This is a genomic window from Bacillus stercoris, assembly GCF_029772985.1.
In the GTDB taxonomy this organism is placed as follows: domain Bacteria; phylum Bacillota; class Bacilli; order Bacillales; family Bacillaceae; genus Bacillus; species Bacillus stercoris.
Genome location: NZ_CP121861.1, coordinates 3,459,223 through 3,484,379 on the forward strand (window position 1 = coordinate 3,459,223; position 25,157 = coordinate 3,484,379).

23 protein-coding genes are annotated in these 25,157 nt (G+C 45.4%); 9 read left to right on the plus strand and 14 right to left on the minus strand.

What is annotated here, in order from left to right; genetic code table 11:
* Nucleotides 1–245 precede the first annotated feature (245 nt).
* Nucleotides 246–530 carry a YfzA family protein gene (locus QA442_RS18115; RefSeq protein WP_095432312.1) on the minus strand — a complete coding sequence of 95 codons (285 nt, stop codon included), beginning with the start codon at nucleotides 528–530 and terminating at the stop codon, nucleotides 246–248.
* A gap of 573 nt (nucleotides 531–1,103) precedes the next feature.
* Nucleotides 1,104–2,504 (minus strand): 23S rRNA (uracil(1939)-C(5))-methyltransferase RlmD, encoded by a 1,401-nt coding sequence (gene rlmD / locus QA442_RS18120; RefSeq protein ID WP_095432313.1) that lies wholly within the window; start codon nucleotides 2,502–2,504, stop codon nucleotides 1,104–1,106.
* A 187-nt stretch (nucleotides 2,505–2,691) separates the two neighbouring features.
* On the opposite strand from rlmD, the gene QA442_RS18125 reads away from it, so the two are divergent.
* Nucleotides 2,692–3,168, plus strand: coding sequence for a hypothetical protein (locus QA442_RS18125; RefSeq protein ID WP_250622153.1), 477 nt, complete (start codon nucleotides 2,692–2,694; stop codon nucleotides 3,166–3,168).
* A 544-nt stretch (nucleotides 3,169–3,712) separates the two neighbouring features.
* Here QA442_RS18125 and QA442_RS18130 read toward each other — a convergent pair.
* On the minus strand, nucleotides 3,713–4,576 hold the full coding sequence (locus QA442_RS18130) for a DNA-3-methyladenine glycosylase family protein (protein WP_095432314.1): 864 nt from the start codon (nucleotides 4,574–4,576) through the stop codon (nucleotides 3,713–3,715).
* Between the two features lie 117 nt (nucleotides 4,577–4,693).
* Here QA442_RS18130 and corA point away from each other — a divergent pair, with 117 nt between their 5' ends.
* Nucleotides 4,694–5,653: a magnesium/cobalt transporter CorA gene (corA, locus tag QA442_RS18135; RefSeq protein ID WP_095432315.1), complete on the plus strand. Its 960-nt coding sequence runs from the start codon at nucleotides 4,694–4,696 to the stop codon at nucleotides 5,651–5,653.
* 98 nt (nucleotides 5,654–5,751) lie between these two features.
* Complete coding sequence (locus tag QA442_RS18140) at nucleotides 5,752–6,612, plus strand: NAD(P)-dependent oxidoreductase (protein ID WP_095432316.1); 861 nt, start codon at nucleotides 5,752–5,754, stop codon at nucleotides 6,610–6,612.
* Between the two features lie 36 nt (nucleotides 6,613–6,648).
* Here QA442_RS18140 and pdaA read toward each other — a convergent pair whose 3' ends face one another.
* Together pdaA and QA442_RS18150 are read right to left on the minus strand one after the other, a co-directional pair.
* Nucleotides 6,649–7,440 (minus strand): delta-lactam-biosynthetic de-N-acetylase, encoded by a 792-nt coding sequence (gene pdaA / locus QA442_RS18145; protein WP_069149179.1) that lies wholly within the window; start codon nucleotides 7,438–7,440, stop codon nucleotides 6,649–6,651.
* Nucleotides 7,441–7,539: 99 nt separating this feature from the next.
* Entirely contained in the window at nucleotides 7,540–7,725 is a 186-nt protein-coding gene (locus QA442_RS18150; RefSeq protein WP_003223132.1) for an SE1561 family protein, read from the minus strand.
* Between the two features lie 144 nt (nucleotides 7,726–7,869).
* On the opposite strand from QA442_RS18150, the gene yfkAB reads away from it, so the two are divergent.
* Nucleotides 7,870–8,991, plus strand: coding sequence for a radical SAM/CxCxxxxC motif protein YfkAB (gene yfkAB, locus QA442_RS18155; protein ID WP_095432317.1), 1,122 nt, complete (start codon nucleotides 7,870–7,872; stop codon nucleotides 8,989–8,991).
* Nucleotides 8,992–9,834: a mechanosensitive ion channel protein MscC gene (mscC, locus tag QA442_RS18160; RefSeq protein ID WP_082033036.1), complete on the plus strand. Its 843-nt coding sequence runs from the start codon at nucleotides 8,992–8,994 to the stop codon at nucleotides 9,832–9,834. It abuts the gene before it with no gap.
* Between the two features lie 38 nt (nucleotides 9,835–9,872).
* Here mscC and QA442_RS18165 read toward each other — a convergent pair whose 3' ends face one another.
* Both QA442_RS18165 and cax read right to left on the minus strand, forming a co-directional pair.
* Nucleotides 9,873–10,667, minus strand: a complete 795-nt coding sequence (locus tag QA442_RS18165; protein WP_095432318.1) for a YfkD famly protein — start codon at nucleotides 10,665–10,667, stop codon at nucleotides 9,873–9,875.
* Nucleotides 10,668–10,737: 70 nt separating this feature from the next.
* Nucleotides 10,738–11,793 (minus strand): calcium/proton exchanger, encoded by a 1,056-nt coding sequence (gene cax, locus QA442_RS18170; protein WP_014663208.1) that lies wholly within the window; start codon nucleotides 11,791–11,793, stop codon nucleotides 10,738–10,740.
* A 167-nt stretch (nucleotides 11,794–11,960) separates the two neighbouring features.
* Between cax and QA442_RS18175 the strand changes: the two genes are divergently transcribed.
* Entirely contained in the window at nucleotides 11,961–13,136 is a 1,176-nt protein-coding gene (locus QA442_RS18175; RefSeq protein ID WP_095432319.1) for an MFS transporter, read from the plus strand.
* Between the two features lie 198 nt (nucleotides 13,137–13,334).
* On the opposite strand, the gene QA442_RS18180 is transcribed toward QA442_RS18175, so the two are convergent.
* From QA442_RS18180 to yfkJ, 3 genes are read right to left on the minus strand one after another with little or no spacing between them, the layout of a single operon-like run.
* On the minus strand, nucleotides 13,335–14,162 hold the full coding sequence (locus tag QA442_RS18180; RefSeq protein WP_014663205.1) for a YihY family inner membrane protein: 828 nt from the start codon (nucleotides 14,160–14,162) through the stop codon (nucleotides 13,335–13,337).
* 23 nt (nucleotides 14,163–14,185) lie between these two features.
* Entirely contained in the window at nucleotides 14,186–14,506 is a 321-nt protein-coding gene (locus tag QA442_RS18185; RefSeq protein WP_003233665.1) for a hypothetical protein, read from the minus strand.
* Nucleotides 14,507–14,523: 17 nt separating this feature from the next.
* Nucleotides 14,524–14,994, minus strand: a complete 471-nt coding sequence (gene yfkJ / locus QA442_RS18190) for a protein-tyrosine-phosphatase (RefSeq protein ID WP_071581260.1) — start codon at nucleotides 14,992–14,994, stop codon at nucleotides 14,524–14,526.
* A gap of 202 nt (nucleotides 14,995–15,196) precedes the next feature.
* On the opposite strand from yfkJ, the gene QA442_RS18195 reads away from it, so the two are divergent.
* Nucleotides 15,197–15,412, plus strand: a complete 216-nt coding sequence (locus QA442_RS18195) for a DUF1128 domain-containing protein (protein ID WP_003243712.1) — start codon at nucleotides 15,197–15,199, stop codon at nucleotides 15,410–15,412.
* Between the two features lie 92 nt (nucleotides 15,413–15,504).
* Entirely contained in the window at nucleotides 15,505–16,695 is a 1,191-nt protein-coding gene (locus tag QA442_RS18200) for an MFS transporter (RefSeq protein ID WP_095432320.1), read from the plus strand.
* A gap of 38 nt (nucleotides 16,696–16,733) precedes the next feature.
* On the opposite strand, the gene yfkM is transcribed toward QA442_RS18200, so the two are convergent.
* Complete coding sequence (yfkM, locus tag QA442_RS18205; RefSeq protein ID WP_095432321.1) at nucleotides 16,734–17,252, minus strand: general stress protein 18; 519 nt, start codon at nucleotides 17,250–17,252, stop codon at nucleotides 16,734–16,736.
* Between the two features lie 243 nt (nucleotides 17,253–17,495).
* Between yfkM and QA442_RS18210 the strand changes: the two genes are divergently transcribed.
* Entirely contained in the window at nucleotides 17,496–21,869 is a 4,374-nt protein-coding gene (locus QA442_RS18210; RefSeq protein ID WP_279473339.1) for a multifunctional 2',3'-cyclic-nucleotide 2'-phosphodiesterase/3'-nucleotidase/5'-nucleotidase, read from the plus strand.
* 37 nt (nucleotides 21,870–21,906) lie between these two features.
* Here the strand turns inward: QA442_RS18210 and QA442_RS18215 are convergent, their stop codons facing one another.
* The 3 genes from QA442_RS18215 to treC all read right to left on the minus strand — a co-directional run bounded on the left by QA442_RS18215 (nucleotide 21,907) and on the right by treC (nucleotide 25,137).
* Nucleotides 21,907–22,572, minus strand: a complete 666-nt coding sequence (locus QA442_RS18215; RefSeq protein WP_014663198.1) for an NAD(P)H-dependent oxidoreductase — start codon at nucleotides 22,570–22,572, stop codon at nucleotides 21,907–21,909.
* 139 nt (nucleotides 22,573–22,711) lie between these two features.
* The gene (treR, locus tag QA442_RS18220; RefSeq protein ID WP_095432323.1) at nucleotides 22,712–23,428 is read right to left on the minus strand and encodes a trehalose operon repressor; all 717 of its coding nucleotides are present in this window, start codon (nucleotides 23,426–23,428) and stop codon (nucleotides 22,712–22,714) included.
* A gap of 20 nt (nucleotides 23,429–23,448) precedes the next feature.
* Nucleotides 23,449–25,137 (minus strand): alpha,alpha-phosphotrehalase, encoded by a 1,689-nt coding sequence (gene treC / locus QA442_RS18225; protein ID WP_095432324.1) that lies wholly within the window; start codon nucleotides 25,135–25,137, stop codon nucleotides 23,449–23,451.
* Nucleotides 25,138–25,157 lie beyond the last annotated feature (20 nt).

Consider the following 25,157-nt stretch of genomic DNA (forward strand, 5'->3'; position numbering starts at 1 on the left):
AATATCATTTGTGGAAAAACTAATTTCAAGAGATAACCTGATTAAGTAAATTGAGTTGGGGGTGGTATATCTGAGTACTCGAGAGAATGAAAAAGCTTTAACTTACCGCTTGAGGGTGAGGACGGTAATCCTGATCCAGAACCAATAAAATAGACTGCTGACTAAGTGTCGCAGTCTTCACTCATAAGATTAATAAGAAAGTGTTCATTTCTTTCATCATTAATAAGGCATCAGAAGTTATTGCTTTAATTTCGAATATCCTTTGTTATCCCTGTGATTATTTGTATAATAGTGAAAACTCCCAAGAAAACAGTAATAATATTAAACCATGGATTATCATAGAATGAAAGATATGTTTGAAAGAAATCCAGTTCAACTATGTTTGCTGGGAACCCATTCATTTCTCTATAATTAGGACCCCATCCCGTTAATTCTACAACATTAAAATAAAGCTGCAAAACTAAAAATGCCAACAACGTTTGAAACCAACTTCTTTTATATAACGGTCGTTTTTTGTATACTTTATCCATTTAACGCCATACCTTTCCTTACATTTCTATAAACAATATTTCACACATACTAACTGCAAGTCAATATATGATTTTACAAATTATGAAAATACATCTTTTGTTTTACATTATTCTACTCATGTAATTCAATCATACTTAAGCTAATTTTTTCGGGATAATTACTGCTAATTAGAAAAATATATATTTAATGTTTTGCTTATATTTTATTTTTTAGAAGGGGGACAAATTATATACAATCTTATTATTTAATAAAATGCATAAAGGAAATAGAGTATAAAAAATGAAGAATTTCGATGGTTTTCATATTTGTAATTGTATCCAGTCAGCCTATAAGCTCTCACGCTGAAGAATCAAATTATGATGAAGATAATACACAAGACTTTTATGGGCGTTGATATGAACGTAATTCATTTAAGTTTATCTACTTTCTTATCAAAAAAAAGATAAAGAAGATAGAGATCGCTAAGTAAGTCACTAGTGAATTGAGAAAGACAGTCAGAACTAGGGCTGCACATGAAAAAGACCCGGAAATCGGAATTGTTCATACTACCGAAATCCAGATCTGATTAGGACTTAATGAGACGATTTTAATACAAGCCTCGCCACTGCTTCCACATGAGCCGTCTGCGGGAACATATCGACAGGCTGAATATAGTCCACGCGATAGTCCTTCGACAGCGCCTGCAAATCCTTCGCAAGCGTGGATGGATTACAGGAAACGTAGACGAAGCGTTTCGGTTTGACTTTTTTGATCGTGTCCAGGAACGTGCTGTCACAGCCGGTTCTTGGCGGGTCTACGATGACGACGTCCGGGCGGAAGCCTTCTTTCGTCCATTTCGGGAGCCAGTGCTCGGCTGTTCCTGTTACGTATGTGGCATTTGCCATGCCGTGTTTTTTGGCATTTTTCTTGGCATCGTCAATTGATTCCTTGATGACATCCATGCCGCGGACTTCCTTCGCTCCGTCCGCCACCCACATGCCGATAGTGCCGACGCCGCAATACGCATCTACGACTTTTTCTTTTCCGGTCAGCTGCGCCGCTTTTTTCACTTCGTCATACAGCTTGACGGTCTGTTCGGGATTGAGCTGGAAGAAAGCGCGGGCGCTCAATTCAAAGGATACATCGCCGAGCACCTCTTGAATCACTATTTTTCCTGCGAGCGGTTTCGTTTTCTCACCGAAAATCACTGAGGTTTTCTCCCCGTTTACATTCTGAATAATGGATTTGACCTCTGGCAATCGCTTTTGAATCGCTTTGACGATTTCTTCCTTGTGCGGAAGCGTTTCTTTTGCGGTTACAAGCACGACCTGTACTTCGCCTGTTTCAAAGCCGACTCTCGTCACGATCGTGCGAACGTCGCCTTTTCGTTTTCTTTCATTATAAACAGACACATTGAAGTCCTCTAAAATGCGGCGGACGATGCCTGTTGTTTTGTTGGTTGCCGGATGCTGAACGATACAATCTTTAATCGGAACGATGTCATGAGAATCAAGGCCGTATAAGCCGGCGATGATGCTGCCGCTTTGCGAGCGCCCGATCTGGAATTGGCTTTTGTTGCGGTAATTCCACGGATTGTCCATGCCAATCGTTTCTTTGATTTCCATGTTCTCTACTTTAAACTTCGTATGGCGTTCAAGAGACTGAATGACGATGTCGCGTTTTTCCCGAAGCTGCTGACTGTATGCAAGGTGCTGGAGCTGACAGCCGCCGCATTGTTCGTACACTGGGCAAGGCGGTGCCACCCGGTGCTCAGACGCTTTGCGGATTTTCTTAATGCGGCCCTCCGAAAACTTAGGCTGGACCTTTGTGGCCTGCACCACAACCTCTTCACCAGGAAGCGCGCCGGGCACGAAAACGACTTTTTTCTTAAAATAGCCGACACCTTCTCCGTTAATGCCGAGACGCTTAATCGTCAGCGGAAAGGTTTGTCCGACCTTCAGTTCGACGGGCGCCTGTTTCTTTTGTTGGTTCACGTTTTTCTCTCCGTTTCTATATGAAGCTTTCTGCGGATGGCAGAAAGTGAAATGTTTTTTCACATCTAACTAGTATAACACGCTTCCCAGTATTCCTTCATATTTTTCAAAAACATTTCCATTTATGCTCAATAATCTAGCAAGTCAACCGATACAGTTTATGACTATTACATAAAAGAGGGATAAAATGAAGAAATTTCTAACCGCCGTCTGCGCATTGGGATTATTACTCAGTGCGGCAGGATGCGGAAACAGCAGCAGCGCAAGCTCTGCAAAAACAGAAAAAGCATCAGAAGATGAAAGCAAAAATCTAGATTTGCTAAAAAAGGACTTTAACAGCATCACCAAAGAAGATTGGAAAAAAATCCACATTTCCAAAAAGGATCTGAACGGCGCGTTTGAAAAAATGACTGAAACCAATTCCAATGGAGAAAAAGTGGTTAAAAAAGTGGAAATAAAAAACAATACAGTTGTCATCACTTTTAACAACTCAGACGGGAAATCGATGGAAAACGGTCTCTCTGCAATTTTCTTTGATCAGTTTCTTCGCGATTTGTATAAGCATTCGTCTTATTATGACGGCAGCGAACCGACCATTCGATTTATTGATTTGGACAACCAGCTAATTCAGGAAAGCGATCAGCCGCTGGATACCGACAATTAACCAGACGATTCAAGCCAAGACAGCGGAAAAAAATCCTCTCTAAGCCCGGAGAAACATCTACCGAGGACAATGGAGAAATGGTCACGCTAGAAAAAATTGCTGAGGTCCAGAAACAAGCAGCTCTGAAGCCCTTAATGAGTACTGTCGATCAAGTCAAATTACTATCGCGTACAAATATCAGCCCTTTCCATCTGAAAAAAGAATGACACATCAAAAAATGTCTGAGCTGCTTCGATATATTCAAATCACATATAAAGCCGAGAATACCGGACGCACAAATTGATTGGCAAGGTATCGAATCTGTAGAAACAGACGACGGACAAAAGCTGAATATTGCCGATAATAATATTCTAAAAGACAATGATCATGTTTTCTCACCGCACACAGAAAACGAAGGTGTGATAGGAGCTGTATACAGCGGAAAAGCGGAAGATCTTCACCAATTAAAAATTACGTTTTCACCTGTTAAAAACGGCTCATCAGGCCAAAGTATGACAGTGAAGCTAGATTAATCTCAGCGGCTGCCGAAAAGGCAGCCGTTTTTCTATTCAATACTCCTCCACAAATATAAAGACGCATAGCTTAAATAAGGCTCCCACTCCTTGCTCATCGCCAGCATGACATCCTTTGCCGGCTTATCGTCCAGCTGAAAATGGCGTTTGATGGCATTCTGGAGGCCGATATCGGCAAGCGGGAATAAATTGGGACGGCCAAGTCCGAACATGAGGACGTTTTGCACGGTCCACGGGCCGATGCCCCTGATTTTGATCAGTTTTTTCATAATGTCTTCATCCGCCATATGCGTCAGTTCTGACAAGCTGAGTGTGCCTTCTGCGATCATCCTTGATGTATCAATGGTGTATTCCGCTTTTCTCATGCTGAATTGCAGATCACGCAGATCCTGATAATCGAGTTTTGCAATCGTTTCCGGCTTTGGATAGCACCACACGCCATCCTTCTGCTCGCCAAATGCATGAACAAACCGTTCTGTTAGCGTGTAAGCGAAGGACAGATTGAGCTGCTGGTGGATGATGCATTTCATCATGCAGTTGTACACACTGTAGTCCAGAACAAGCGGTGTCCCGGCATGCTCTTCAAAAATGGCGGACAGACTCGTTTTTGAAAAATGATCCAGAACGTGCTGCAAATGATGTTCCCATTGAAAAATCCGCTTGATTTCCTTCATCATCTCATCCTGATCCGTTTCCCCGCTAACGTGAAACTCAGGCTCGTCAGCATAGCCTAACGCCTGTACTTTTACAATACATACGTCTCCCGCATGATTTCTGATCGGCACGCGGACTTCTCTCGCCTCTCGATCGACAGCATTGAGGGGGTCTAAAGACAGCCTGTCCAATACGCGGTCAAAATGATACGGCGGCGTGACAGATACTTTTTCCTTCCACATGTGATCCACCCTTTTTCCGTTTTTGTTCAGTATAACATGCCGCTGGAAACAGGCAGAGAGTAGCGTATACTTTTCTCATAAAGACCGCATGATATAATGGCAGGTGGAGGGTTGTTTATGATCAACATTACCGCAATCACAACAGAGCATCAGCTGCTGAAAAATATACCGATTGAACGAGTGGAACAGCCTGATATTGCATGGTACTGGGTTGATTTTTACGGCCCGGAAGATACGGAAACGGCGTTATTGAGAGATTTTTTTCATTTTCATCCGCTTGCCATTGAGGATTGCTTCCAGCACATGCAGCGGCCGAAGCTTGACCATTATGACGGCTATCGTTTTTACGTGATTCATGCGCTGAATAAGGAAACACTAGAGACGGAGGAAGTCGATATTTTTCAGGGCGAACAATTTATCGTTACCTTTCATTTACACGAAACGCCCGGTATCGCCAAAGTCCGGGAGCGTTTGTATGCTTCACCGGACATATTGAAAAAAGGGCCTGGGCATATTTCTTATATGATCATGGATCAGCTTGTCGATGAATATTTTCCCCTCGTGTATAAAATTGAGGACCGGCTGAATGAAATTGAAGAAAGCCGCCCCCACAAAACGTATGGAACGCTGATGAACGAGGTGTTTGAACTCAGAACAGACCTATTGCATTTAAGACGGACAATTATCCCGATGCGTGATTTGCTCTATCGGATTTTAAGCCTTGACCATGTGAAAGAGCAGCGGGAAACGAAAGCCTATTTCAGTGACATTTACGATCATTTGTTAAAGTTGTCTGAAATTGTGGAATCCAACCGGGACATGACGTCCGACTTGCGTGACAGCTACGTGACGCTAAACTCAAACCGGATGAATGCGATTATGATGACACTGACGATCGTGTCGACCATTTTCATCCCGCTCACCTTTATTGCCGGTGTATACGGTATGAATTTCGACTTCATGCCGGAGCTGCATTGGAAATACGGATATTTTGCTGTACTTGGCCTGATGGCCGCGCTTGTAATCGGGATGCTGATTTGGTTTGTACATAAAGGATGGTTCAATATTTTTAAATGAGGACAGCGGGAAGCTGTTCTTTTTTGTTGTAAGCCGATTGCTATGCATATTCTGTTTATATTGTTTATAATGGAAAAAATATTCAGGGAGTGATCAGATTGAAAATTGCTGTCATCGGACTCGGCAATATGGGACAGCCCATTGCCCAAAATGTTCTTCAAGCAGGCTACGAATTGACTGTATATAACCGGACGAAACAAAAAACGGAGGAACTTGTCACAGCAGGCGCACAGGCAGCTGATACGCCGCGGCTGGCGGCGAAGTCCGCTGATATTGTCATGACAATGCTTGCAGATGATGATTCTGTCAGCGCCGTGACATTTGGAGAAGACGGGCTGCTTGAAGGATTAGCAAAGGATGGCATTCACATCTCGATGAGCACGATCAGTGTTGAATTCTCAGAGAAGCTCGCAGCGGCTCATGCAGAGAAAGGACAATCCTTTCTCGCCGCTCCCGTCCTTGGCAGACCGGATGCCGCAGCCAAAGCCGCGCTTCGCATCATAACAGCAGGACCGGCGGAAGCGAAGCAAACCGCCAAGCCTCTGCTCGACAGCCTCAGCCAGCAGGTATTTGACGTCGGCGAAGAAAGCAAGACAGCAAATGCAGCGAAAATCAGCATCAATTTCTTACTCGTGTCTATGCTGGAGGCGTTATCTGAATCTTTCTTAATGATGGAGAAGTACGGCTTAGAACAAAAACAATTTTTAGAAATTGCCAGCGCGCTTTTCGGCTCCCCTGTCTACCAAAATTACGGAACCATCATGGCCGAGCAGAAATTTGAGCCGGCCGGTTTCAAAATGTCATTAGGGCTGAAGGATACCAACCTGGCACTCGCCGCCGCAAAACAGGTTTCTGCAAATCTTCCTCTTGCCGAGCTGGCCAAGAGCCATTTTGAAAGCGGGATTGAACAAGGTTTCGGAGATCTGGATTGGGCCGCATTGATTAAATGTTTAAAATAAAGAAAAGCCTCTCCGTTTCAGGAGAGGCTTTTTTCATTACAAGGACGGCATCTTCATTTCTTTCTCAAACATCAGATCATCAATGCTTTTAAAAGTGTAGCCTTGTTTTTTCAGGTCTGTGATCGCATCATCCAGTGCTTCAGCATTGTCCCTTGATACAGTGTGAAGCAGGTATATAGCTCCTGGGTGCGCCTGCTTGATCATATGATCGTAGGCATATTTCTTTCCCTTCTGGTTATTGATTTTCCAATCAACAAAAGCGACCGACCAGAAAACGGTTTGATAGCCGAGGCGTTTCGTTTCTTTCAGTACGTACTCACTAAACACGCCGCGCGGCGGGCGCAAGTACAGGTTGTCCTGCTTTCCCGTAATTTTATAAACCTCTTCGTTGACTGAATCAAGCTCATCCTGAATCTGATCAGCTGTTTTTGTCGTTAAATCCGGATGGTGAAAGGAATGGTTGCCGATAATATGGCCCTCATCTGACATTCGTTTAATCAGCTGAGGCTGGTCCTTTACGAAATGCCCGGTGACAAAAAACGTTCCTGTTACGCGATGTTTTTTTAAGACATCAAGCACTTTTGGCGTATAGCCATTTTCATACCCGTTATCAAACGTTAAGTAAATCGTTTTTTCCTTTGTATTCCCTAAATAAAACGCATCATATTTTTCAATTAAGCGGTTCAGCTGCTTCCCGGCATCTGGCGGCTGATGATTGACACTTCGTTTAAAGCCCCAATTAATCGGCTCATTCGGCACCGCTTCCGCCTGTGCTGCACCTCCGGCAAGCAATACGGCGGCGCAGCATATTGAACACATCCACTTCATGGCCAGCGCTCCTTCTGCATTTTTTCTTATTTTACAGATAGGGGCTTTGTTTTATACTGTTGCTTTATGCCAATAGAAAAAACCGCGCGGCGCGCGGTTTTATTCCCAATCTTTTTTAAAACGTTCGTATTTGGCTTCCAGGTCATCAAGCATGCTGATGAGCCTATCTATATCTTCAACGTCGGTTGCTTCAGGGTCTAATGAATCGATGACGTTCATAAACATGTCAAGTCTGTTCTTTAAATAATCAATCTGCTGATCTTTATTGTTTACGGCGTTCCCCATGCTGTTCCTCCATTCATTTTTTATTATGGTAGCTCATTTTTTGCGGTTTTTCAATCGCCGCGCTACTTGCGATCTTGGCAAATCAGGTCTAAAATTAACTGTTGGCAGCGTTAGTATGCCCATTTATAAAGGAGTTAGATAGTCATGACACAAAACACGAAGCTGCGTCCGATTACGCCTGAGTTTGATCCTTGGGAAGCCTATATGGATGTTGACCAATACGGAGACATGCAGCTGACAAACGTTGAATTCACAACGACGACACTTTGCAATATGAGATGCGAGCATTGTGCTGTAGGCTATACATTGCAGCCTAAAGACCCGAATGCTCTGCCAATAGATCTTCTGTTAAAACGGCTGGAGGAAATCCCTCGCCTGCGCTCCATCAGCATTACAGGCGGAGAGCCGATGCTTTCGTTGAAATCAGTAAAGGAATATGTCGTTCCTTTATTGAAATACGCCCATGAACGGGGTGTGCGGACGCAAATTAATTCAAACCTGACCCTCGACATCGAGCGGTACGAATGGATCATTCCGTATCTCGATGTGCTACATATTTCTCATAACTGGGGTACAGTTGAAGATTTTGCTGAAATCGGCTTCGCCATGATGGACAGAAAACCGACCTTCGAACAGCGCGCGCGCTATTTTGAAAAAATGATCGAAAACAGCCGCACGCTCGTGGATGCCGGAGTAATGGTATCTGCGGAAACGATGCTGAACAAACGAACTCTTCCGCATATTGAGCATATTCACCGCCAAATCACAGAAGATATGAAATGTCAGCGTCATGAGGTCCACCCAATGTATCCAAGCGATTTCGCAAGCGCTCTTGAATCCCTCAGCCTGAAAGAGATGAGACAGGCCATTCACCGCTTGCTGGATATTCGTGATGAAAATACGTGGATGCTGTTCGGAACGCTGCCGTTTTATGCCTGCAGTCCGGACAAAGACGACCAAAAGCTGCTTCGCCGGCTTCGCGCGGCGAAAAACGTTACCGTGCGAAATGACCCTGACGGCCGTTCTCGCCTGAATGTAAACATTTTCGACGGAAACATTATCGTGACCGATTTCGGCGATACTCCGCCGCTTGGCAATATTCAGACGGACAGCCTCCCTTCCGCCTATGAAAAATGGAGAGAGACCAAGCTTGCGAAAGAACTGAGTTGCCACTGCCCGAATGTCCGGTGCCTCGGACCGAATGTTCTTGTCAAAAACACTTATTATCAGGATACAGATTTCACAAAACGTCAAGCCAGGAGTTAGATGCGGATGGAAGAAACACTTACAGAGATTTTCCAGAATAAAATCGTCGATATTCTCCTCGTTGCCGTTATCCTTTGGATTGGTGTCTTTATCATCAACCGGCTGGTACAGCTGTTTTTTAAACGGACGGACTTTATTGAAGAAAAAAAGGAAAAAACGATTGAAAGCCTTGTCCGTTCTGTCACCCAATATACGGCGACGATTGGTTTTATTTTTTACGTTATTTCTTTATTTGTGCATGATTTCGGCAAGATATTAGCCGGAGCGGGCGTTGCAGGTATCGTGATCGGTTTTGGCGCCCAATCTCTGATCAAAGATGTGCTGGCCGGCGTCTTCTTAATATATGAACGCCAGCTGCACAAAGGCGATTATGTCACCGTCAACAACTTGTTTAACGGGACAGTGGAGGAGATCGGCCTTCGCTCGCTGCAAATCCGGGAATGGAGCGGCAAACTGCTCACCATCAGCAACGGCGAGGTCAGGCAGATAGAGAACTATAATATCCATTTTATGCGGATTATCGAATCCTTTCTCATCAGCTTTAAAGAAGATCCAGACCGCGTGTACAGCGTGTTGGAAGAGGCATGTGACATGCTGAATGAAGAGCTTCGTGATTCATTGAAGCGAGATGAATTCGGCAATCCGGCAGAACCGTTTCAAGTCCACGGCATCACCGCTTTGAATAAAATCAATCGCGGCGTCGAATTTACGGTGAAAGGCATGGTGAAGGATGATGATTATTTCAGCGCCAGCCTTGCAGCAAGACGAATACTCGTTCGCCAGCTGTACCAAAACAATGTGCAAATGCTTGAGGAAGCGGTCCGAATTGAGAGAACCCAATAAACAAAAAAACTGATTCCGAGTCGGAATCAGTTTTTTATTTATCTGAGCAGTGAGGAAAGCTGAAAGCCAAACGTGACATGATCTTGAACCGGAATCCATGCGCCGATTCCCTGTGACGTGACATTTTTCACGACGAGTTTTCGTTTATTTCCTTTCAGCACTAAGTACACTTCTCCATAAGTCACTTTTCCTTTTTCATTCACAGCCGGTGCATATGCATGTAGATAACCGATTTTTTTAGGAGCGACTTTATAAATCTGATCCCGTTTTGTGCCAGCCCCGATGACCGTCTCAAATGCTAGCGGAAGGTTCGTTTTCTTCATCGCTTTTTGCATCATCATGCTTTTGACATCTTCAGCATTCGGAACTTTAGCTGTCAGGCCGCCCTTCACTTTGTACTGCTGTTCCTGGGCATAATGCATTTCAGCCGTTTCCTTCCCGCCGCGGTTATCTGCACGGTTTGTATTGATTTTTTTATATTCCCAGTTTGCGACTGTTTCATTTGATTCATAGCCGAGCGCCCATTTCCCGAGAAATATTGTCGCCCGGTACCCTACTGCAAGCGGTGTGCCGGATATGTTGGATTCATTCAGCATTTTGATGAGATGCGGATTTTCAATCTTCACCTCAGAATGATCGAGCAATTCCTTTGCCAGCTTGCTCGGCTGAAGCATTGGCTGATCCTGTGAAGCATTCGGATACGTGTTTTCCTTTGAAATGCTTGCGACAGAATTAGGAACCTTAAATTGCTTTTTCGCGTGGATGGGCTGAACGCCGAAAAAACTAAAGAATAACAACACGATAAGTGTGGAATGAAATAGCTTTTTCATCATATCACTCTTTCTATGGCATTTTCCCTTAGTCTTTTCATCCCGCTTTGTTGTTATCCAACATTTTTTCAGGTTAAAGAAGGAAAAAGCCGATCGCCATAATGACATATGCGGCAAGCAGTGTCGCCCCTTCAAACCAGTTGGAATCCCCGTCGTTCGAAATAGCGATCATCAAGAGAACCGCTGATACCATCGCGACGAGCTCCGGCAATGTAAAGACAAGCGGCATGCTTGTCGGGAAAAAGATAGAACAGATGACGAGAACCGGTGCGACAAACATAGCGATCTGCAGCGTAGAGCCGACTGCGATTTCAACCGCTACGTCCATTTTATTTTTGAAGGCCATAATAATCGCTGACGCGTGCTCTGCCGCATTTCCTACAATCGCCACGATGATGACCCCGATAAACAGCTCGCTCCAGCCGAACTGCTCAGCCACCGAGTGGAATGTGTGGACAAGGTTTTCGGATATGTATGCCACGACAATCGTTGCCGCAAACAACACAATCGTCGCAACCTTCCCTGACCATTCCGGCTGTTCCTCCTCTTCATGCTGGGCGGCATTGTTTGGCTGATAAACTCCGCGGTGCGTGACGAGTTTAAAATACAGCGCCGCGACATATAACAGAATCATGATAATGCTGATGCCGATGCTTAAATTGAGCTTGCTCGCGTCTCCCATTCCAATAGAAAATACTTCGGGAATCACGAAGGCGACAATGACGGCAAAAATCAAAAGCCCCGAATTATGGCGCGCATCATGAATATTAAACTCTTGGCGCTTATATTTTAAACCGCCGACAAAAAACGATAGGCCCGCGACCAGCAGCAGGTTTCCCAGCACTGAACCGGTTAATGAGGCAAGCACGATTCCTGTCAGGCCTTCCTTTAATGCAAAAAGGGAAATAATCAGTTCAACCGCATTTCCGAAGGTGGCGTTCAACAAACCGCCTATTCGCGGTCCTGCAATGATGGACAGTGATTCTGTCGCCCTCCCCATATAGCTTGCAAGCGCGATAATCGTCACGCAATAAACGGCAAATAGAACCGCGGAAGGCCAATGCATCAAACTGCCAATCACAGAAAGCGGAACACCGGCCGCCACTAAAATAAAAAAGATACGATTCATGGTGAAATAGCTCCTTTTTTATGACTTGTTTTATTTTTATTCTTCACAAAAACCTTCATGATTACACGAGGGCAAATGTATAGCGTGATATAGGCTTTTTTCAGGTTGCCTGCTTTTGGAAAACATTGTACGATCAACATAGATTCCACATAAGGAGAACTGACACGATGTCACGATTTCATTTCTTTATCCTTGTCTTGCTCGTTTCCATTTCCGGGTTTTCACAAGGCATGCTGCTGCCTGTCATTTCAATCATTTTTGAAACAAATGGAGAATCCGCTGCTGTCAACGGCCTGCATGCGACCGGACTGTATATCGGCGTGCTTTTGGCTTCGCCGTTTATGGAAGCGCCGCTCAGAAAACTCGGATTCAAGCCGCTGATCGTCATGGGCGGAAGCATTGTCATTTTAAGCTTATTCGGATTTATTTGGCTTCAGTCAGTTTGGGTCTGGTTCCTGCTTCGCCTGTTTATTGGAATCGGCGACCATATGCTTCACTTTTCTACGCAAACGTGGGTAACCTCCATGTCATCAAAACAAAATCGCGGAAAAAAACTGTCTATTTACGGGCTTTCCTTTGGCCTTGGATTTGCCGCGGGTCCGTTCATGGTGCCGCTTGTCAAGCTGAGCCCGTCGCTTCCTTTTATCGTGTCCGGCTGCATCAGTCTGTTTGCGTGGCTTTTTGTTTTCTTTCTACAAAATGCATACCCGCAAACCAGTCCTCATGAAACCAAATCTGACAATAGTTTCAGGCGGTTTTATCAGGCCATGCTGTTTGGATGGGTTGCCTTTATGCCTACATTTGGCTACGGGTTTCTGGAGACGGCGCTGAACGGAAGCTTTCCCGTTTACGCGCTCCGTTTGGGGATATCAGTAGACGCAGTAGCGATCATCCTTCCCGCATTTGCGATTGGAAGCATTATCTTTCAGTTTCCTCTCGGCATCCTCAGCGATAAATACGGCAGACGGAATGTGCTGCTGGTGATTTTACTGACTGGGGCTCTTTGCTTTTTCATCGCCGGTGTATTTCCTTCGCCTTACGTGATCGGCGGCTGCTTTTTTATTGCAGGAATGGCAGTTGGATCAACCTTTACACTTGGCATCAGCTATATGACAGATCTTCTTCCGCCTCATCTCCTGCCGGCGGGAAACCTGCTTTGCGGCATTACATTCAGTCTCGGCAGCATCCTCGGCCCGGTTGCCGGCGGCTGGTATATGCAGACATTTGAAAGCGCAAACTTGTTCTACTTCATTACTCTCACGCTTAGCGCTGTGTGGCTGGCCCTTGTGCTGGGCAAACCGAAAAGCTGGTCACCGGCTGAAACCTATTCTTCATCTTCTTAATCAAAAAGCCTCCCGACATGATGTCAGGAGGCTTTGATGCTAATGGTAGCCGTTTTGTCCGTTGGCGCTTCCGCTTGTTCTATGGCTCGATTTGCTTTTTGAATTTTGTTTGTTATGGCTTCCGCCTTTTTTCGTATGCTTGGTCATCACGATATCCCCCCGACTTCTTTTTGAACCGAAGTTCGTTTATAGGATGCGCTAATGGTAGGGATTTTCATCAGGAAGCTTTTTACGTTTATGTAAAAGAGCGTTGATTTCTCCGCCTAGGATAATTAAAATACCGCTCAAGTAAAACCAAATCATCAGAACGATGATTCCCCCGATGCTCCCGTAAGTGGCGCTATAGTTCGCAAACGTGCTGACGTAAAACGAAAACAATGTGCTGACAATGATCCAGCCGAGGGTCGCAAAGACCGCACCCGGCATGACAAACCGGAGAGACAGCTTTTTGTTCGGTGCAATCACATACAGCGCGGAAAAAACAATCAAAAGCACAAGAGGGCTTACACCCCAGCGAATGGCGGCCCAGACGGATAAAAACAGATCCGACGCCCCGACAAAGTCAGAAGCGAGCCTTCCAATCTCCCGGCCAAATACCGGCAGAAGCAAAGCCACTAAAATCGTAAATACCATGGCAATCGTCAAAAAAATCGAGGTTAGACGAACAATGATAAAAGAGCGGTTTTCTTCCACATCATACGCGTGGTTTAACGACCGGACGATCGCGTTCATTCCATTAGACGCTGACCATAATGCGGCGATAATCCCGAAGGACAGCAAACCGCCATTTCGATTATTTAAGGTTTGATGGGTAATGGATTCAACGAGAGACATCGCACTGGCGGGAGCATATTGTTCTATGACTCCTAAAACATCATCGGTAGAAAGCGGAAGATACGCGGTGAGCGTCAGCATAAAAATCAAAAACGGAAACAGTGACAATAGAAAAAAATACGCCAGCTCCGCTGATTTGCTTTGTCCTTCGTGAAGGGTGTACCTGCTGAAAAGCTCTTTTAAAAAACTCATGTCGCCTCACCTCGCATGTTTGATCATTTTTTTGAAAAATGCTCTTTCGTTTCTTGCACAAGTTCCATCACTTGCGGTGTTGTTTTCTTCAGCTCTTTCACCTGCTGATTCACAAAGTCGACTTCCTTTGAAAGCGTTTGGGCGAGCTTTTTGGCCTCATCCACTTTTGTGATGACAGTGTTTTTTAACAGCTCCGGATTGCTTTTATACAGTGAAAGTTTATGCTTGCATGTCAGCCATCTCATGCCGCACGCCTGTCTTGTCGGCTTATGGAGCAGTGATAACGCCGCGCCTGCCGCAGCTCCGAGAAATATCCCTTTCAGCATTAAACGTTCGTTGTTCATGCAAATTCTCCTTTCACTCACAATTGTTTTTCTTGTTGAATCGACGCAAGCAGATGCTCACAGCCCGATTTGATTAATTGGCAAACCTCTTCAAAATTCCCCGTGTAGTAAGGATCAGGAATGTCGGCCAGATCTGAATCTTCAACATAGTCCAAAAGCCTTTTGATATGCGAGGTGTTTTTAAATCCCGCCATGCTTCTGAGACTTCCGATATTTTCTGCATCCATTGCAATGATGTAATCAAAATCGGCCAGATCCTGTTCGCTGACTTGACGCGCCAGCATGCCATCAAAGCTGATTCCTTCTCTTCGCAATATCTCCTGCGTTCCCTCATGCGGGGGGTTGCCGATGTGCCAGCCGCCAATACCGGCTGAGTCCGTCTTGATTTTCCCCGCTAATCCTTTTTTGGCTGCCAAGTCCCGAAAAATCGCTTCCGCCATCGGAGACCGGCAAATGTTTCCTAAACAAACAAATAACACACTTATCATGTTGTGCAACCTCCCTATTCTTTGCCCCTATTTCTCTAAAAAGAAACCTTCATGAATATCTTAGTAGGATGTTCATTTCCTTTTCAACTGATGTCTTCACTTTTTTGGAATAAACAGCCTGCTTTTAGAATAGGGTTTTTTTCTGAAGGAATTCTGTTAGAATAAAACATACCTATATTGCGTAAAGAAAGGATGGAATCATTTGTCCAGCCCAAATACAGAGACATTAACTCAAATGATTGAAGAGATTTCCCAAAAGCTGAACATGCTGAACGTCGGCGTGATCAAAGCGGAGGATTTCAGTGATGAGAAGATCGAAGACCTCACGTACCTTCACCGCATGGTGATGAAAAAAGAATCATTCAGCCCAAGTGAAATGCAGGCAATTGCTCAGGAACTAGCCTCGCTTCGCAAATAATGGAGACTGGCCGGAAACTCGGCGAGTCTTTTTTATCATTGCCTCAAACCAAAACAGTAAAGTGTTCGAATAAGATCTGAAGGAGTACAAGCATGCAAACGACATCTATCAAAACAGCATCCGGAATGTATATCAACTACTTCTTTCTGGGGATGGTCAATATCATTCTCGCATCCAATATGCCCTCTTTAACAAAACAATGGAATACCGATCCGACCGGCATCAGTTATGTCATTGCCGCTATCGGGTTCGGCAAACTGCTGACATACGGCATTTCCGGAGTTTTATCTGATAGAATCGGCAGAAAGCCGCTTGTTGTCGCTTCTGCGGGAATTATGGCCGTCTTTTTAGTCGGTATTCCTTTATCACCGAGCTATGAGCTGGCGTTTGTGTTCGCCTTATTAGCGGGAGTTGCAAATTCAGCGATGGACGCAGGAACATATCCCGCCCTGACCGAACTCTTCCCGGCTGCTTCCGGTTCGGCGAATGTCTTGGTCAAAGCCTTTATGTCTGTCGGGGCAGCCCTTTTGCCGCTTTTGATCACATTTTTAGCAGACCACAGCATGTTTTACGGATTTGCTTTTTATCTGCCGGCAGCGGTCTACCTCCTGAATATTATTTATTTATCAACGCTTTCGTTTCCTAAAAAACATAAGAAACCAACTGATAGCGGCCAACAGGAATCTTCCGTTTTCTTGTCTGAACCTGTTTTTCAAAAAGAAGGCACCGCACTGATTATCATCGGTTTTACATCCACGGCTTTATTTACGGTTTCTCAAATCTGGCTCCCGAGCTACGCGCAAAAGGCAGCCGGGTTAGCTGAATCAGCATCCGTACAATTGCTGAGCTATTATAGTATAGGGTCTCTGGCATCTGTTTTATTATTAGCCGTTTTGCTGAACAGATGGGTCAAACCTGTCTTCATAACGCTCTTATATCCTATTATTACTTTATGTACGCTCGCAGTTATGCTGACGGTTCATACCCGAGTCGTGCTGGACATCACGGCCTTTTTCTTAGGCTTTTCTACTGCAGGTGTGTTTCAAATGACCATTACGTTAATGACAGAGCTGTTCTGGAAGCGAAAAGGAACCGTTACCGGAATTGTAGCGACCGCTTCAAGCCTTGCATCGATTCTGCTTCCGATTGCAACAGGCCTTATCGCAAAAGCGGGAGGCATCGCCCATATTTTCATGTTCGACTTCGGCATTGCGGTCATCGGAACGGCTGCAGCGGCTTTCTTGTATTACAGGTACAAGAAGCTGACAGGCGGTCAAGCCTAAGCAACAAAAAAACGGACGCCCGCGGGCGTCCGTTTTTCTTATTTCTCAAGCAGTGCCAAAGATTCGCGGTTAAATGCCGGAATGTCGTCCGGTGTTCGGCTTGTAACCAGTTGATCCTGGCAAACAACCACTTCCTTGTCCACAACGTCGGCACCGGCGTTTTCCATGTCAACACGAATGGACGTATAGCCTGTTGCTTTTCGGCCGTCGAGCGCTTTCGCATTGATTAAAAGCTGCGGGCCGTGGCAAATGGCGAATACCGATTTTTTGTCAGTCATAAACGCTTTTGTAAATTGGACGAAACGATCGTCAGCGCGAAGCTGGTCTGGCGAAAATCCTCCAGGAATCAAAAGCGCATCAAAGTCTGAAGGGTTTACGTCGTCAATGGAAGCGTCAACTGTCACTTCCGCTTTCCCCTGCTTGCCTTTTACTGTTTTTCCTTTTTCAGTTTCGATGACAGTCAGTTCATGTCCCGCTTCTTTAAAAGCTTTCGCAGGCTCAGTGTACTCGCTATCCTCAAAGTAATCTGTCAAAACAACTGCAATTTTTTTCCCCATGGTTCATAACCTCCCGCTTTAGATGTCTACATAAAACACTCTACCCCAGCCACACTAAAATAAACATTTTGCGAATATGGACAAACGATAAGCATAAATACCCAGCATTTGTCGTTTGAAGCTGCTACATAGTACTCATTTTTCTCCCTTTTACAATAATCATAAAGAAACACCTACAAATAGTTACAAAATATTCTTACAATAGGAGCTGTAACACAAATTTCGTTGAAAGGTGGAGAACTGGTGAGAATACAGAAAAGACGAACACACGTCGGAAACATTCTCCGTATTCTTTTGCCCCCAATTATGATACTTAGCCTAATCCTCCCAACACCACCCATTCATGCAGAAGAAAGCGCGGCTCCTCAGGTGCATCTGAGTATTTTGGCCACGACTGATATTCATGCCAATATGATGGATTATGATTACTACAGCGACAAAGAAACGACGGATTTCGGGCTGGCAAGAACGGCGCAGATGATCCAAAAGCACCGCGAGCAAAACCCTAACACCCTGCTTGTCGATAACGGCGACTTGATTCAAGGAAATCCGCTGGGTGAATACGCGGTGAAATATCAAAAAGACGACATTATCTCCGGCGCGAAAACCCATCCGATTATCAGCGTCATGAATGCGCTGAAATACGACGCCGGGACGCTTGGCAATCACGAATTCAACTACGGACTTGACTTTCTCGACGGCACAATCAAAGGAGCCGATTTCCCGATTGTCAATGCCAACGTCAAAACATCTAGCGGCGAAAACCGTTATACGCCGTATGTGATAAAAGAGAAAACGGTCACTGACGGAAACGGCAATAAACAGAAAGTAAAAGTCGGCTACATAGGCTTTGTCCCCCCGCAAATCATGACTTGGGACAAAAAGAATCTTGAGGGGCAGGTTCAGGTGCAGGATATCGTAGAATCCGCCAATGAAACAATCCCGAAAATGAAGGCGGAAGGCGCAGATGTCATTATTGCCCTCGCCCACACCGGCATTGAAAAGCAGGCGCAATCATCAGGCGCAGAAAACGCCGTGTTTGACCTTGCCACTAAAACGAAAGGCATTGACGCGATTATCTCGGGCCATCAGCACGGGCTCTTTCCTTCCGCGGAGTATGCAGGTGCTGCTCAATTCGATGTGGAAAAAGGAACGATTAACGGCATTCCTGTCGTCATGCCAAGCAGCTGGGGCAAATACTTAGGCGTGATTGACCTCAAACTTGAAAAGGCGGACGGCTCATGGAAAGTTGCAGATTCCAAAGGCAGTATTGAATCTATTGCCGGCACCGTCACATCCAGAAACGAAACCGTTACAAACACCATTCAGCAAACACACCAAAACACACTGGAGTATGTTCGAAAGCCAGTCGGCAAAACCGAAGCCGATATTAACAGCTTCTTTGCCCAGGTCAAAGATGATCCTTCCATTCAAATCGTGACTGACGCGCAAAAATGGTACGCCGAAAAAGAAATGAAGGATACCGAGTACAAGGACCTGCCGATTTTATCCGCCGGAGCGCCGTTTAAAGCAGGCGGCAGAAACGGAGCCAATTACTACACAAACATTCCGGCCGGAGATCTTGCGATTAAAAATGTCGGTGACTTGTATCTTTATGATAATACTGTCCAAATCGTCAAGCTGACAGGCAGCGAAGTGAAGGACTGGCTGGAGATGTCAGCAGGCCAATTCAATCAAATTGATCCGTCTAAAGGCGGCGTTCAGGCCTTGCTGAACGAGAATTTCCGCTCATATAATTTTGATGTGATTGACGGCGTCACATATCAAGTCGATGTGACAAAACCGGCTAAATACAATGAGAACGGAAAAGTGATCAATGCGGATTCATCACGGATCATCAACCTTTCCTATGAAGGCAAGCCGATCAGCCCAAGCCAGGAATTTCTCGTGGTCACCAATAATTATCGTGCGTCCGGAGGCGGCGGGTTCCCTCATCTGACGAGCGATAAAATTGTCCACGGCTCTGCTGTTGAAAACAGGCAGGTGCTGATGGATTACATTATTGAACAAAAAACAGTCAATCCAAAAGCAGACAACAACTGGTCAATCGCGCCTGTTTCCGGTGCGAATGTGACGTTTGAATCCTCGCTTTTGGCCAAGCCATTTGCCGATAAAGCAGACGACGTCGCTTATGTAGGCAAGTCTGCGAATGAAGGCTATGGTGTGTATAAGCTGCAATTCGATGATGATTCAAATCCAGATCCACCTAAAGACGGACTGTGGGATCTGACTGTCATGCACACGAATGACACGCACGCCCATCTCGATGACGCAGCGAGACGAATGACGAAAATTAACGAAGTGCGCAGCGAAACAAACCACAACATTCTCCTTGATGCGGGAGATGTGTTTTCCGGTGATCTGTATTTCACAAAATGGAACGGTTTGGCCGATTTGAAAATGATGAATATGATGGGCTATGACGCCATGACCTTCGGAAACCATGAATTTGACAAAGGCCCGACAGTGCTTTCTGATTTTCTAAGCGGAAACAGCGCAACCGTTGATCCAGCGAACCGCTATCACTTTGAAGCGCCGGAATTTCCGATTGTCAGCGCAAACGTAGATGTGTCAAATGAGCCCAAACTGAAATCATTTGTCAAAAAGCCGCAAACCTTTACGGCAGGTGAAAAGAAAGAGGCCGGCATCCACCCTTACATTTTGTTAGACGTTGACGGGGAGAAAGTCGCCGTATTCGGACTGACAACGGAAGATACGGCCACCACCTCAAGTCCGGGCAAAAGCATCGTATTCAATGATGCCTTTGAAACAGCACAAAATACTGTCAAAGCGATTCAGGAAGAAGAAAAAGTAAATAAAATTATTGCATTAACCCATATCGGGCATAACCGAGACCTTGAGCTCGCCAAAAAAGTAAAAGGCATTGACTTGATCATCGGCGGACACACTCACACCCTCGTAGACAAAATGGAGGTCGTGGACAACGAAGAACCGACGATCGTGGCGCAGGCAAAAGAATACGGCCAATTCTTAGGGCGCGTTGATGTCGCGTTTGATAAAAATGGCGTTGTGCAAACAGACAAATCAAATCTGAGCGTGCTGCCAATTGATGAACATACAGAAGAAAACGCAGAAGCAAAACAAGAGCTCGATCAGTTCAAGAGTGAATTAGAAGACGTAAAAAATGAAAAAGTCGGCTATACGGATGTGGCGCTTGACGGCCAGCGTGAGCATGTGCGTACGAAAGAAACGAATCTCGGAAACTTCATCGCGGACGGTATGCTGGCAAAAGCGAAAGAAGCAGCCGGCGCCAGAATAGCGATAACAAATGGCGGCGGCATCAGAGCCGGCATTGACAAAGGGGATATCACACTCGGCGAGGTGCTCAACGTGATGCCGTTCGGCAATACGCTTTACGTGGCCGATTTAACCGGAAAACAAATTAAAGAAGCACTTGAACAAGGCCTAAGCAATGTGGAAAATGGCGGCGGCGCTTTCCCTCAGGTAGCCGGAATCGAATATACCTTTACATTAAACAATGAACCTGGACACCGTGTGTTAGACGTGAAAATTGAATTGCCTAACGGAGACAAAGTTGCTATAAATACGGATGATACCTACCGCGTGGCAACAAATAATTTTGTCGGCGCCGGCGGAGACGGATATTCTGTCTTTACAGAAGCCTCCCATGGTGAAGACCTTGGCTACGTTGATTATGAGATTTTCACTGAACAGCTGAAAAAACTAGGAAACAAGGTCTCTCCTAAAGTTGAAGGACGGATCAAAGAAGTATTCCTGCCGACAAAGCAGAAGGACGGCAGCTGGACACTTGATGAAGACAAATTTGCGATTTACGCTAAAAATGCCAACACGCCGTTTGTCTATTATGGAACACATGAAGGATCACAAGAGAAGCCTATCAATCTTAAAGTGAAGAAAGATCAGGTCAAACTTTTGAAAGAAAGAGAGTCAGATCCTTCATTGACGGTGTTCAATTACTGGTACAGCATGAAGATGCCGATGGCGAACCTTAAAACCGCAGACACTGCAATCGGAATCAAGTCGACGGGAGAGTTGGATGTGTCATTGGCAGATGTATATGACTTTACAGTAAAGCAAAAAGGAAAAGAGATAAAATCCTTCAAGGAGCCCGTTCAGCTTTCGCTTCGCATGTTTGATATTGAAGAAGCCCATAATCCTGCCATTTATCACGTCGACAGAAAAAAGAAAGCTTTCACAAAGACAGATCACGGATCAGTTGACGATGATATGGTGACAGGATATACAAACCACTTCAGCGAATACACGATCTTAAATTCCGGTTCGAACAACAAACCGCCGGCATTCCCGTCAGATCAACCGACAGGCGGGGATGACGGCAATCATGGCGGCGGCTCCGACAAACCAGGCGGAAAACAGCCGACTGACGGGAACGGCGGAAATGATACGCCTCCTGGCACTCAACCGACTAACGGTTCGGGCGGGTCAGGAACAGACGGTCCGGCTGGCGGCCTGCTTCCGGACACAGCCACATCCATGTACTCGATCCTGTTGGCCGGATTTCTGATCAGTGCACTCGGCACGGCATTGTACTTACATCAAAGAAGAAAACAGAATAGAGCGAATCAGGCATAAAAAAAGAGCTGCTCGCTATGCGAGCAGCTTTCTTTATTTAAACCCACTTCACAACATCTTCAACAGCAGATCTTGTTTTCGGACGAGGGTCTCTCACTCGGTAGCCGAATGCCACCATCACAGAAATATCAAAGCTTCCGTTTTCCAGAAGCCCTTCTTCTTCAAGAATGCGGTGAATGTGATCATACTGGAAACCTTCGATCGGGCAGGAATCAACACCAATTTGCGCAGCGGCAGTCATCATGTTGCCAAGCGCGATATAGGTTTGTTTTGATGCCCAGTCAAACAATGTTCTGTCACTTTCAAGCAAATGCAAATCGTTTTTCTGGAATTCTTCTGTTTTGCTTAGATAGCCTTCGTACACGTCTTGAGGCATTTGTTTTACTTCTTTTAAATGACGTTTGATGTAGTCTGCATTATATTTCATATCCTTCGCTGTACGTGCGAGAATCAGGACGAAATGGCTTGCGGTCGGCAGCTGCTTTTGCGCGCCCCATGTGTATTCGCGAAGCTTCTCGCGGAATTCCGGATTTTGGACGACGACAAATTTCCAAGGCTCAAGACCGAGTGAGCTTGGAGACAGTCTTCCTGTTTCTAAAATAAATTCAAAATCGCTGTCTGACACTTTTTTATTCGGATCAAATTCCTTTGTCGCATGTCTGAAATGGTATGCATCCAAAATTTGTTTCTTTAGATCTGCCATGTTAAACACCTCTCCTTTAGGTTACTCTCATCTCTATTGTAGCCATTATGATAAAAAGTAAAAGTACGCACATTTTTGTTGGATAGTATCAATTTTGATACCAAACAAAAAAGCGCGCTGCCACAGGCAGGCGCCTCTTTCACTTTCCCCGCCGCGCAAAATCGACAAACCGGAATTTGTCGAGACGGTGTCTGCTTTCCGTATATTGAAACAAACTGGTATCCTCCAAAAAGACGTAGTTTCTCACCACGACCATATGGTCATAGCCGCGTAAATCGAGCAGCTCTCTATCCTCGTCCGTACACGGCTCGGCGACAATTTCTTTTTGGGCGTAACTGATCGAAAGACCGAGTTCTCCTTCTATATATTCATATATGGAGTTTTCACAAATTTCTTTCGTCAGGTGAGGGACATGCTTTCTGAAAAAGTAATCCTTGTCCAAAATCACATGTTCCCCGTCAATCTTTCTAGACCTGATGACTTCCCAGATGTCGTCATCCGGATTGGCCCGGAGCTGCTTCTGGATCAGCTCTGACGGAGGCTCCAGCCCGAATTTGTGTACAGTTGTTTTCGTTTCTTTGCCAAGCGTTTGCGCGAGCTCCTTGAAGCTGACAAGACCCGAAACGGGAAACTGCATTTTTTCACGGTTGAGCACGATGGAGCCTTTTCCCCTGATTTTCTGGATATAACCGTTTTGCGCGAGCATATGAAGCGCCTTTCGGACCGTTTCTCTTGATGTACCGTACTGTGCGGTCAACTCATGTTCAGACGGAAGAATCTCCTCCGCTTTCCATCGGCCGCCTTCGATTTGCTGTGCGATGTCTTTATAAATTGTGATGAATTTATTCACCTTCATTATGGACCACCCAGCTTAGTTTAACACGGTTTCGTTAAACGATAAACAATGGACTCATACGGGCGAAGCGTCATGTTCTGAAGCCCTTCCCTTACATCATCGTTCGTCAGCAGCACCTCTGCCTTCCATTCGTCAGGCGCTAAAGAGTCCGGCAGTGTAAAGGCTGCCTCTGTCCCGTAAAAATTATTGATCACGAGCAGCTTTTCATTGCTGCCGTGTCTGAGATACGCAAAAATGCTCGGATCATCCTTTGCGATTAACTCATACGTTCCCTCTGTCACAATGTCATACATTTTGCGAATCCGAATCAATTTTTGATAATGGTAAAACACCGAATTTTGATCCCTCAGCGCCGCTTCAGCATTGATTTCCCGATAATTGCCGGCAACCGGTATCCATGGTGTGCCCGTTGTAAAACCGCCATTCTCCGTAGCATCCCACTGAACGGGGGTTCTGGAATTGTCACGGGATTTCGCCTGTAAAATCGCTGTGATCTCTTGATCAGCCATTCCTTTGTCCTTCAAGGCGTGATACATGTTCAGCGATTCGACATCCCGATAGGAGCTGATGTCAGTAAACTTCGGATTTGTCATCCCTAGCTCCTCACCCTGATAAATATAAGGCGTGCCCTGTATCATATGAATGGCCGTAGCAAGCATTTTCGCCGATTTCACTCTATACGCGCCATCATCTCCATATCTTGATACAACGCGCGGCTGATCATGATTGCACCAGAACAGAGCGTTCCATCCCCCTCCTGCGTGCATCCCCGTTTGCCAATCGGATAGGATCTCCTTCAGCTTTAAAAAGTCAAACGGCGCCAAGGCCCATTTTTCGCCGTTTGGATAGTCAACCTTGAGATGATGGAAGCTGAACGTCATGTCTAGTTCCTTATTGGCAGGATTCGTGTATCGGATGCAATGGTCTACCGTCGTTGAAGACATCTCACCGACCGTCATGCTGTCATAATGTGCAAACACCTTTTCGTTCATTTCATGCAGATATTCGTGCACCCGCGGCCCGTCAGTGTAATAGGCACGGCCGTCTTCTCCGGCTTGCGCATCCGGAAAGCGCTGGTCTTTAGAAATCAGGTTGATGACATCAAGCCTGAAGCCGTCTATCCCCTTTTCAAACCAAAAATGCATCATGTCATAGACATGCTTTCTGACCTCTTCATTTTCCCAATTCAAATCAGCCTGCGTCACATCAAACAGATGCAAATAGTATTGGCCCGATGCTTCATCAAGCTCCCATGCCGGGCCGCCGAATTTCGATTCCCAGTTCGTCGGGTGAGAACCGTTTTCCCGCGGGCTTTTCCATATATAAAAATCACGGTATGGGCTGTCGATTGAAGAAATCGCCTCGCGGAACCATTTGTGCTCTGTTGACGTATGATTGACGACAAGGTCCATGACGACTTTCAAGTCTCTTTTATGTGCTTCGGATAGTAACCTTTCAAAATCCTCCATCGTTCCGTATTCAGGATAAATCGAGTAATAATCACGAATATCATATCCATTATCATGCTGCGGAGAATCATAAACCGGCGTCAGCCAAAGCACATCCACCTGGAGTGTTTTTAAGTAATCGAGCTTTTCGATGATGCCGTTCAGATCACCTACACCGTTTCCTGTCGTATCGTTAAAGCTTTTCGGATAAATTTGATAGACCACAGCTTTTTTCCACCATGGCGTTAGTTCTGTTTTCATCTGTTTCCACCACCGATTTT